The 11002-nt window shown below is 60.2% G+C and carries 9 protein-coding genes; 5 read left to right on the forward strand and 4 right to left on the reverse strand.

From position 1 onward, the window contains the following. Positions 1-320: 320 nt before the first annotated feature. Positions 321-1514, reverse strand: a complete 1194-nt coding sequence (locus CAK78_RS04240; protein WP_094696474.1) for a class I SAM-dependent methyltransferase — start codon at positions 1512-1514, stop codon at positions 321-323. Positions 1515-1627: 113 nt separating this feature from the next. Then, positions 1628-3058, reverse strand: a complete 1431-nt coding sequence (locus CAK78_RS04245; protein ID WP_094696475.1) for a methyl-accepting chemotaxis protein — start codon at positions 3056-3058, stop codon at positions 1628-1630. A gap of 85 nt (positions 3059-3143) precedes the next feature. On the opposite strand from CAK78_RS04245, the gene CAK78_RS04250 reads away from it, so the two are divergent. Continuing rightward, on the forward strand, positions 3144-3416 hold the full coding sequence (locus CAK78_RS04250; protein ID WP_005300975.1) for an acylphosphatase: 273 nt from the start codon (positions 3144-3146) through the stop codon (positions 3414-3416). Between the two features lie 89 nt (positions 3417-3505). Here CAK78_RS04250 and CAK78_RS04255 read toward each other — a convergent pair whose 3' ends face one another. Together CAK78_RS04255 and metG are read right to left on the reverse strand one after the other, a co-directional pair. Continuing rightward, complete coding sequence (locus CAK78_RS04255; protein ID WP_010633965.1) at positions 3506-4141, reverse strand: glutathione S-transferase family protein; 636 nt, start codon at positions 4139-4141, stop codon at positions 3506-3508. 197 nt (positions 4142-4338) lie between these two features. After that, the gene (gene metG / locus CAK78_RS04260; RefSeq protein WP_094696476.1) at positions 4339-6372 is read right to left on the reverse strand and encodes a methionine--tRNA ligase; all 2034 of its coding nucleotides are present in this window, start codon (positions 6370-6372) and stop codon (positions 4339-4341) included. A 197-nt stretch (positions 6373-6569) separates the two neighbouring features. Here metG and apbC point away from each other — a divergent pair, with 197 nt between their 5' ends. The 4 genes from apbC to CAK78_RS04280 all read left to right on the forward strand — a co-directional run bounded on the left by apbC (position 6570) and on the right by CAK78_RS04280 (position 10921). After that, positions 6570-7652 (forward strand): iron-sulfur cluster carrier protein ApbC, encoded by a 1083-nt coding sequence (gene apbC / locus CAK78_RS04265; RefSeq protein WP_094696477.1) that lies wholly within the window; start codon positions 6570-6572, stop codon positions 7650-7652. 110 nt (positions 7653-7762) lie between these two features. Next, positions 7763-8407: a uridine kinase gene (udk, locus tag CAK78_RS04270; RefSeq protein WP_005300963.1), complete on the forward strand. Its 645-nt coding sequence runs from the start codon at positions 7763-7765 to the stop codon at positions 8405-8407. Between the two features lie 63 nt (positions 8408-8470). Continuing rightward, positions 8471-9052 carry a dCTP deaminase gene (dcd, locus tag CAK78_RS04275; protein WP_094696478.1) on the forward strand — a complete coding sequence of 194 codons (582 nt, stop codon included), beginning with the start codon at positions 8471-8473 and terminating at the stop codon, positions 9050-9052. A 399-nt stretch (positions 9053-9451) separates the two neighbouring features. Continuing rightward, entirely contained in the window at positions 9452-10921 is a 1470-nt protein-coding gene (locus tag CAK78_RS04280; RefSeq protein ID WP_094696479.1) for an inorganic phosphate transporter, read from the forward strand. The last annotated feature ends 81 nt before the right edge of the window (positions 10922-11002 follow it).

The following is an 11002-nucleotide window of genomic DNA, read 5'->3' on the forward strand; positions in this document are numbered from 1 at the left end:
TTTTAATATTGATGCGTATTTTTTCATGATTTTGCATAAAGAAAATGCCGACCATGTTCCTGTCGGTGGACTATGGATGCCACGGCTGGGGAGAACTAGGTTGGCGATGCGGCAGCTCCGGGGTGAGGAGGGCTGAAGTCAGTCGAAGAGGATAGGTGGGGACACCCATCGCTGTTGGTGGGAATGTCGGGGGGAGGTTATCTCTTTGGCGGTTGCATAAAAAAAGCCCGCTTTGATCGCGGGCCTTTTGATGGCTTGCCGGACCCAGTCCTGGCCCGGATTTGGCACCGGGGACAGGGGGGCGCGCTGGTCTGCTTGGCTTAGCGGGCGCGTACCACCAGTCCCTTGAGGTAGAAGCCTTCCGGATAGGCGGTGCCGATGGGGTGATCGGATGCCTGGGACAAGAGCTCCAGGATCTGGGCGTCGCGGCCGGCATCGAGCGCCGCATCGGCGACGATCTTCTGGAACAGGCTCTGTTCCATCAGGCCGGAGCAGGAGTAGGTCAGCAGCACGCCACCCGGTGCCAGCAGCTGGAACGCCAGCATGTTGATGTCCTTGTAGCCGCGGCAGGCGCCCAGCAGCTGGGCCTTGCTCTCGGCAAACTTGGGCGGATCCAGCACGATGACGTCGAACTTCTCGCCCTTCTCGCGGTATTCACGCAGCAGCTTGAACACGTCGTGACGCACGAACTGGGTGTTGCTGGTATCCAGCCCGTTAAGCTCGGCGTTCTGACGGGCGATGTCCAGTGCATTCTGGGAGAGATCGACGTTGACCACTTCCTTGGCACCGCCCTTGAGGGCGTAGACACCAAAACCACCGGTGTAGCAGAAGCAGTTGAGCACCCGCTTGCCTTCGGTGTACTTGGCGGCGGCCTGACGGTTGTCACGCTGATCCAGATAGAAGCCGGTCTTGTGGCCGTTTCGAATGTCCACCAGGATCTTGACGCCGCCGTTCTCCTCGATCACCACCGGCTCGCTCGGGGTCTCACCATGGATGACGCCGGTGCGCTCTTTCAGCCCTTCCTTCTTGCGCACCGCCACGTCGGAGCGCTCATAGATGCTGCACTCGGGGTAGAGGGTGCGCAGCGCCTGGGTGATCAGCTCGCGCTGGAACTCGGCACCGGCGGAGAGAATTTGGCACACCAGAAAATCGGCGTAGCGGTCGATGGTGAGACCCGGCAGGCCGTCGGACTCGGCGGCGCAGAGGCGATAGCCGGTGAGGCCCTGACGCTTGATGAGCCCATCACGGGACTCCTGGGCGTATTTGAGGCGACGGATGAAGAAGTCGAGATCGACGGTCTCATCCTTGTCGAAGGTCCAGACCCGGGCGCGGATCTGGGAGCTGCCGGACCAGGCGCCACGGGCGAGCCATTTGCCGTCATGGGTGAGGATCTCGACGGTATCGCCGTCAATGGGGTTGCCCTGAACCCGCTCGATCCCCTTGGAGAAGATCCAGGGGTGGCGACGCAGCAGGGATTTTTCGCGGCCTTTGACGAGATAGATGGAAGCGCTCATGGGAGTTGCCAGATGGTCAAAAGAAAAGGGGCCACATTCTATGTGGCCCGCTGGCAAAACTCAAACAACCTTGGCAGATAGCGTCAGACTCTGGGAGCTTGTTGTTAGAAAAATCAGATCTTTAGCCCATTCAATGCCTGGGTCAGCTCGGTGGCGGTGGCCTTGAGGCCGGCTGTGCCGGCCACCGAGGCGCTGGCGGACGCTTCCACCTGGCCCGCTTCATGGCGCACCTGATCCAGATTGCGGGTGATCTCTTCGGCCACCGAGCTCTGCTGTTCGCTCGAAGTGGCGATCTGGGTGCTCATCTCCAGCACTGCATCGCTGTGGTTGCTGAGCTTGTCGATGTCGAGCCCCACCTCGCTGATGAGCTGCTGGCTGCTGGCCGCCCGCTCCACCGTCTTCTCCATGATGTCGTTCAGTGCCCCGGTGCCGGTCTGCAGCTCTTCAATCATCTGCTGGATCTCTACCGTGGCCTGCTGGGTGCGGCTGGCCAGGGTGCGAACCTCGTCGGCCACCACCGCGAAGCCGCGGCCCTGCTCGCCGGCGCGGGCCGCTTCGATGGCAGCGTTGAGGGCCAGCAGGTTGGTCTGCTGGGAGATGGCGTTGATGACGTTGACCACTTCGTTGATGCGATTGGCATTGTGGGTCAGCCGCTCCACCGCGCCGGAGGCGTTGCCGATCTCGTCGGCCAGGGTGCGGATGGCGGTGATGGTGCGCGATACCCGGGAGGCGCCGTTGGCCGCCTCTTCGCTCGACTGGCGGGTCTGCTGCAGGGTGTCGTTGGCGTTGCGGGCAACCTCGCGAATGGCGGCGGACATCTGCTCCATGGCGGCGGCCAGGGAGTCCATGTGCTGGCGCTGGGAGCGGGCCATGGTTTCGCCTTCACTCGCATGATCGCGAAACTCGTCGGCGGCCATGGCCAGCGCCTCGGCGGACTCTTCCACCAGCTGTACTATCTTGTGCTGGCGGTCGGTGAAGCGGTCGATGCTGCCGGCCAGAATGGAGAACTCGTCGCGCACCGGAAAGAAGTTGAGGCGGAAGGTGAGATCGCCATCCGCCACTGTCTGCAGCGCCTTGTTGGTGGAGTAGAGCGCCCCCGATACGAAGGTCATCAGGTAGTGGGTCACCAGGGCCAGCAGGGCGGCCAGCACGGCTATGATGGTGAGGGTGGTTCCTTGGCCATCCCACAGGGAGTAGCGGGAGGCATCCAGGGTACCGGTGACGACCCCGGCCTGGCCGGCGCTGGCGCCGTATCGATAGATGTCGCCCTGCTGGGTCAATCCTGTGCTGCCGGTCGGGCTCAGCGTGAGCTCGGCGGGCAGGGTCAGATCGGCGTGCTGGCTGGCCAGCTGGGCGCTCAGTTCGACCCGCTGCTTGAGCTGATCCAGGCGCAGTTGCATCTCCTGCTGATGGCCGTCTGCCAGCAGATACCAGCTTATAAAGGCGATGAACAACAGCGGACACCAGAAGGTGATGAGAAATTTTTCGCTGATCGTGAGGTGAATGAGATAACGGTCAACCCACCGAAACTTTACTTCTTTCATAATGGTATTGCGTCCTGCAAGGGGATGAGAGTGTCGCGCTCATTATCGCCTTGGAGGGAAATTTCTTAAGGGGAAGGTGTGAGAAATGGGAGAGCAATCGTTTGTCGTGCGAGTGTGGGGCCTGGTGCAGGGGGTGGGGTTTCGTTACTTCACCCGGGAGCGGGCGCTGCAACTGGGGCTGCGGGGCCATGCCTACAACCTGGAAGATGGCTCGGTGGAGATCCTCATCTGCGGGCCGGAGCAGAGCGTGCAAATGATGCTGGGCTGGCTGGAGCGCGGGCCGCGTACCGCCGAGGTGACCCGGATGGAGTATGAAGTGGCGCCACCACCCAAGGGGAGCGGCTTTCATACCAATTGAGCGCCTTGCCACGCCAATGATGCCGAACAACCATGAAAAACGGGAGCCTTGCGGGCTCCCGTTTGCATTGACGCTCTCTTGTCCGCAGGTCAGCCGGCCTGGGCGGCGTCGGCGATGGCCTGGGTCTTGGCCAGCACCGCCTGCAGGGCGGGGCGCTTGGCCAAGCGATCCCGATAGGCCGCGAGTTTGGGCGGAATGGTCTGCTCGAAGCGGGTGGCCCACATCAGGGTATGGGCCAGCAGCAGATCGGCGATGGTTACCTGCTCACCCAGCAGGTAACCCTGCTCGGGCACCCAGGATTCGGCGATGGCCGCCGCCTTGTCAAACTCCCACTTGGCGGTGGGGAAGATGGCCGGCAGGCGCTGGGCCTCGGGCAGAGCGAAGCGGTGCTTGCCGATGGTCCACAGTGGCTGCTCCAGCTCGCAGGTGATGAAGCTGACCCACTGGGCGTGCAGCGCCGAGGCCTGGGTCCCCCTGGCCGGCAGCCAGTTCGGGCCATACACCTCGGCCAGGTACTGCATGATGGCGGCGGACTCGGTCAACACGAACTCCCCGTCCTTGAGCACCGGCATCTTGCCGCTTGGATTGAGGGTCAAAAACCAGTCGCTGCGATTCTCGCCCTTGGCGAAGTCGAGAAACTGGAACTGCCATGCCACGTCCAGCTCTTCCAGTAACCAGGATACGCGCAGGGCCCGGCTGACGGGGGTGCCATATAAGGTGATCATGCTTGCTCCTTGCCTGATGAATGGGCCATGGGCCCGAAGTGAATCGCCAGTCTAGGCAAATTGCTTGGGAGCAACAAGCACCCAAGGTGGGAGACAAAGCGCAAAACGGCGCAAGCGGTGGGAGAAGAGGAGGAGGAAAGAGGGAAAATAAAAGGGAGGCCCCAGGCCTCCCTCATTGTTAACGGCTACGTTAGCGCTTACTTGACGCGCATGCCAGGCTGGGCGCCTTCCTGCGGCTCAAGGATCCAGAGATCCTTGCCACCCGGGCCGGCGGCCAGCACCATGCCTTCGGACATGCCAAAGCGCATCTTGCGCGGGGCCAGGTTGGCCACCATCACGGTCAGCTTGCCTTCCAGATCTTCGGGGTTGTAGGCGGACTTGATGCCGGCAAACACCTGACGGGTCTCGCCACCGATGTCCAGTTGCAGCTTGAGCAGCTTGTCCGCTTCCGGCACCGCTTCGGCCTTCGTGATCAGCGCCACGCGCAGGTCAATCTTGGCGAAGTCGTCATAGGCGATGGTTTCGCTGATGGGGTCGTCAACCAGCGAGCCGGTGGCTTTCGGTGCCTGCTCTTTGGCCAGATCCTCTTTGGAAGCCTCGATCATGGCTTCAATCTTGGCCGGCTCGATGCGGGAGAAGAGCGCCTTGAACGGGGCGACAGTGTGGTCGACCAGCGGGGCAGCGATACCATCCCAGCTGAGGGTCTCGGCCAGGAAGGCCTCGGCGCGCTCGGCCAGCAGCGGCATGACGGGCTTGAGGTAGGCCATCAGCACGCGGAACAGGTTGATGCCGACGGAGCAGACCGCTTGCAGCTCGGCATCCGCCCCTTCCTGCTTGGCGATGACCCAGGGGGCCTTGTCGTCCACGTAGCGGTTGGCCTTGTCGGCCAGTGCCATGATCTCGCGGATGGCGCGGCTGAACTCGCGGCTCTCGTAGGCTTCGGCGATGGCAGTGCGGGCGTTGGCAAACTCGGCGTAGAGCTCAGGCTCGGCGCAGGTGGCGGCCAGCTTGCCGTCGAAGCGCTTGGCGATGAAGCCGGCGTTGCGCGACGCCAGGTTGACCAGCTTGTTGACCACATCGGCGTTGACGCGCTGCACGAAGTCTTCGAGGTTCAAGTCCAGATCGTCGATGCGGCTGTTGAGCTTGGCGGCGTAGTAGTAACGCAGGCACTCAGGATCCAGGTGGTTCAGATAGGTGGAGGCCTTGATGAAGGTACCCTTGGACTTGGACATCTTGGCGCCGTTGACGGTCACGTAGCCGTGCACGTTGACCTTGGTCGGCTTGCGGAAACCTGCGCCTTCCAGCATGGATGGCCAGAACAGGCAGTGGAAGTAGGCGATGTCCTTGCCGATGAAGTGGTAGAGCTCGGCCTCGGAGTCCGCTTTCCAGTAGCTGTCGAAATCGATGTCGCCGCGCTTGTTGCACAGGTTCTTGAACGACGCCATGTAACCGATGGGGGCATCCAGCCAGACGTAGAAGTACTTGCCCGGGGCGCCCGGAATTTCGAATCCGAAATAGGGGGCGTCACGGGTGATGTCCCACTGCTGCAGGCCGCTTTCAAACCACTCCTGCATCTTGTTGGCCATCTCTTCCTGAATGGCGCCGGAGCCACGCACCCAGTCGGCCAGCCATTTTTCAAACTGCGGCAGGTCGAAGAAGAAGTGCTCGGAGTCCTTCATCACCGGGGTGGCGCCGGAGACGGCAGATTTCGGATCGATGAGCTCGGTCGGGCTGTAGGTGGCGCCGCAGCTGTCACAGTTGTCGCCATACTGCTCCGGAGACTTGCACTTGGGGCAGGTACCCTTGACGAAACGATCCGGCAGGAACATGGATTTTTCCGGATCGAACAGCTGGGAGATGGTGCGGCTCTTGATCTTGCCGCCGGCCTGCAGACGACCGTAGATAAGCTCCGCCAGCTCGCGGTTCTCGTCGCTGTGGGTGGAGTGATAGTTGTCAAAGCTGATGTTGAAGCCGGCGAAGTCGGCCTGGTGCTCCTGGGAGACGGCCGCGATCATCTCTTCCGGGGTGATCCCCAGCTGTTGGGCCTTGAGCATGATCGGGGTGCCGTGGGCATCGTCGGCACAGACAAAGTGCACCTGGTGACCGCGCATTCGCTGATAACGAACCCAGATATCGGCCTGGATGTGTTCCAGCATGTGGCCAAGATGGATGGAGCCATTGGCATAGGGAAGGGCGCAGGTTACCAGCATTGTACGAGGATCAGTTGCCATATAGTCGTTCTTGATGTGCTTGTTGGGATGATAGAGTGCCGTGCATGTTACCCGAATTGGGGGTAGCCTGCCTAGGGTTGTGGCTCGTCCTGCCCGCCGGCGCACGCCGGTCGGCAAGCAGGCAAGCCACTGATTTGTGTGCGGTAACCGTTCACCTCAAGATAATGACAAGATAATGACAAGATAATGAGGAGTTAATGGTGATTGATTCAGTAAAACAGATCCTGGCCGAATTTAAGCCGACAGGGTGGGGCAAGGATCTGGTGGCTGCCGGCTTCGTGCGCAGCATCGACAAACAGGGTTCGGCGCTCACCATCAAGCTGGTGTTGCCTTTCGCCGGCCACTCCCTGTTCGAGCAGATCCAGCAGGACTTCGATGCCCGGCTGCGCAGCGTCACCGGTGCGACCCGTATCGACTGGGTGGGCGAGATCGAGGTGGCCAGCATGCCGCGGGCGCAGGGGCTGGCGGCGGTGCAGGGCATTCGCAACATCATCGTGGTCGCCTCTGGCAAGGGCGGGGTGGGCAAGTCTACCACCGCCGTCAACCTGGCGCTGGCACTGCAAAAGGAGGGGGCGCGAGTCGCCATTCTGGATGCGGACATTTACGGCCCCTCCATCCCGACCATGACCGGAACCCTCAAGGAGCGCCCCGTCAGCCATGACGGCAAGTTGATGGAGCCGGTGATGGCCTGTGGCCTCAAGAGCAACAGCATCGGCTATCTGGTCTCCGAGCAGGATGCCACCATCTGGCGCGGCCCCATGGCGAGCAAGGCGCTGGCCCAGATCCTCCACGAGACCCGCTGGGGCGAGGTGGACTACCTGGTGGTGGACATGCCGCCGGGCACCGGCGACATCCAGCTCACCCTGGCCCAGCAGGTACCGACCACGGCAGCGGTGATCGTCACCACCCCTCAGGATGTGGCGCTGGCGGATGCGCGCAAGGGGGTGGCCATGTTCAACAAGGTCAATGTACCCGTGCTCGGCATCGTCGAGAACATGAGTTATCACGTCTGCAGCGCCTGTGGTCATCATGAGGCGATATTCGGTACCGGAGGCGGCCAGAAGATGGCCGAGCAGTATCAGGTGGCACTGCTGGGTCAGCTGCCACTGCACATCGACATCCGCAAACACATGGACGATGGCTGCCCGACCGTGTTCGGCGCACCGAAAGGGGAGCTGGCAGAGGCCTATCTGAAACTGGCCCGTCGGGTGGGGGCTGAGCTCTATTTCAGCGGAAAACCGATTGCGACTCCCCTCTATGCCATGGCGCTGGATGAATAATCGGCGGTCGGCTGTTTGAGGTAGATTTGAGGGTGGGCAGGGCTCACCCTTTTTTATATAATGGATCGGTTTAAACAATCCCCACTGCTCTTCTCTTTAGGTATTTTTCAATGTCTGATACTCAACATTCGTGTGTGATCATCGGTATTGCTGGTGCATCCGCGTCCGGCAAAAGTCTTATAGCCCAAACCATCTATGAAGAGCTGGTGGCCGAGCTGGGAGCCGGTCAGATTGGCGTGATCACCGAGGATTGCTACTATCGCGATCAGACCCACCTGACCATGGAAGAGCGGGTCAAGACCAACTATGACCACCCCAACGCACTGGATCACGATCTGCTGGTACAGCACCTGAGCCAGCTGGTGCAGGGGGATGCCGTCAATATTCCCCAGTACTCCTATACCGAACACACCCGCATGAGCGATGTGACCCCGTTTGCCCCGCGCCGGGTGATCATTCTGGAAGGGATCCTGCTGCTGACCGACAGTCGCTTGCGCGATCTGATGGATGCCTCCATCTTCATGGATACCCCGCTCGACATCTGCCTGCTGCGTCGCCTGGTGCGCGACGTGCAGGAGCGCGGCCGGACCATGGATTCCGTGCTCAAGCAGTATCAGAAGACGGTGCGTCCCATGTTCCTGCAGTTTATCGAGCCTTCCAAGCAGTACGCGGACGTGATCGTGCCTCGTGGCGGCAAGAACCGTATCGCCATCGACATGCTCAAGGCGCGTATTCGCCACATGTTGATTGGTTGAGATATATCAAGCCGGGTGATGCCCGGCTTTTTTAAATGAACAATTTGTCAGGAGAGTCGCCCAATGCGTCTTTGTGATACCGATATCGAACGTCATCTGGATGAAGGCAAGATCGTCATTGAGCCAAGACCCGGTATTGAACGGATCAGTGGCGTCAGCGTCGACGTGCTGCTGGGCAACGAGTTTCGAGTCTTTCGCGATCACACCGCCCCCTACATCGACTTGAGCGGGCCGAGCAGCGAGATGGCCGATGCCATCGATCGGGTGATGAGCGACGAAATTCACATTCCCGATGGGGAAGCCTTCTATCTGCACCCGGGTCAGCTGGCATTGGCGGTGACCTATGAATCGGTTACCCTGCCGGCGGATATCGTCGGCTGGCTCGACGGCCGCTCCTCCCTGGCCCGCCTGGGCCTCATGGTGCACGTGACCGCACACCGCATCGATCCGGGCTGGTCCGGCCGCATCGTGCTGGAGTTCTACAACGGTGGCAAGCTGCCGCTGGCGCTGCGCCCCAAGATGAAGATCGGTGCGCTGAACTTCGAGATGCTCTCCGGCACGGCTGCGCGTCCCTACAACAAGCGGGAAAACGCCAAGTACAAGAGCCAGCAGGGCGCCGTGGCCAGCCGCATCAACCAGGACTGATCTGGTCTGCGTGATCCTTGCCCGTCACAAGAGACAATATGTTAAAGAAGGGCGCCCGCAACGGCGCCCTTATCCATGGTGGTGGCAACCTGCGTCGGCAGGGAAGTTGTCGGTTCCTTGTGCAATTTTCCCTTTTGGGTCGGTCCAGGATTGACGCAGCACGCACCTGTGGAGGGGGATTGAAGGGGTCAGAGATGATGAATTGTTCCCGTTTGGGGACTGTTTTTGTCAGGCAAGGTCTGTTTAATTAATCCAAGACAAGCCGCATGGTGACTGGCGCTAAGCTATTTTTTTGTCGAATGCTCTTTTTTTTTCTTACTGAAATATTTCAACAACGGGTATGGCGTTACCAGCCTTCTGGCATAATCCGCCGCAACTCATAAACAGGTTCGTTTTTTTATGTTTGAAATGTTTAGTGGTTTGGGTTTGTGGTGGTCAATCGGTTTGGTATTGGCCGTTTTTTTTGTGTTGGCCTATGAATTCATCAATGGCTTTCACGATACCGCCAACGCGGTAGCAACGGTCATCTATACCAAGGCGATGCCGGCACATACGGCCGTGGTAGCCTCCGGTCTGTTCAACTTTGCCGGGGTCATGATGGGCGGGTTGGGGGTGGCTTATGCCATTGTTCACCTGCTGCCCATCGATCTGCTGCTCGGCATGGACTCTACCCAGGGTCTGATCATGGTGTTCTCCCTGCTGTTTTCTGCCATCGTGTGGAACCTGGGCACCTGGTTCTTCGGGATCCCCGCATCCAGTTCGCACACGCTGATCGGTTCCATCCTGGGGGTAGGCAGCGCCTATGCCTGGATCAACCATCAGCCGTTGCAGGAAGGCATCAACGTCGGCAAAGCCATCGACATCATGCTCTCCCTCATCATCTCTCCCACCGTCGGTTTCATCATCGCGGCCATACTGCTGTTTGCCATGAAACGTGTCTGGCAGGGCAGCAAGATCCACAAAACGCCGGAAGAGCGCCTGCTGGTGGACGGCAAGAAGCACCCGCCGTTCTGGGCTCGCCTCACGCTGGTCGCTTCTGCCATGGGGGTCAGCTTCGTGCACGGTTCCAACGATGGCCAGAAGGGGATCGGTCTGGTAATGCTGGTGCTGATCTGCATGGCGCCGGCCTACTTCGCACTGGACATGAACAGCCGCTCCTATGACCTGGATCGCACCCAGGATGCCAACCAGCGCATCATGGAGATCTATCAGCGCAACCATGAGCTGGTTTCCAAGGTGGTGGACTTCAAGGTGCCTGCCCAGGCCCAGGAAGAGCTGATGACCCACTGTGCCGCCTCCGGTGCACTGCAAGCCATGGCCACTCTGGACAATCGTCTTGGCCAGGTGCGTACCTATGAAGAGATGGACTTGACCGATCGCCGTGAAGTTCGTCGCCTGCTGCTGTGTATCGACGATACCGCTCGCAAGGTCTCCAAACTGCCGCTGCCGGCCAAGGAGATGACCGATCTCGCCAAATGGCGCAAGGATCTGACCGCGACCGCCGAATACGCTCCGACCTGGGTTATCGTCTCCATCGCCTTAGCGCTTGGCTGCGGTACCATGGTGGGCTGGCGTCGTATCGTCTACACAGTAGGCGAGAAAATCGGCTCCTCCGGCATGACCTATAGCCAGGGGATTGCAGCCCAGATCACGGCGGCTGCCTCCATCGGTATCGCCAGTCTGACCGGCATGCCGGTCTCTACCACCCATATTCTATCCTCCGCGGTAGCGGGGACCATGGTGGCAAACAAGTCGGGCCTGCAGAGCCAGACCATCAAGACCATCCTGATGGCCTGGGTGCTGACCCTGCCGCTCACCATGCTGCTCTCCGGTGGTCTGTTCCTGATCAGCAACCATCTGTTCAGCTGAATCAATTCCATCTGATTGTCAAAAGGGCCCCATGGGCCCTTTTTCATGCCTTCAAAACAAATACTCAGCCATACCTTCGTA

This window comes from Aeromonas sp. A35_P, from assembly GCF_002259925.1.
In the GTDB taxonomy this organism is placed as follows: Bacteria; Pseudomonadota; Gammaproteobacteria; order Enterobacterales; family Aeromonadaceae; genus Aeromonas; species Aeromonas dhakensis.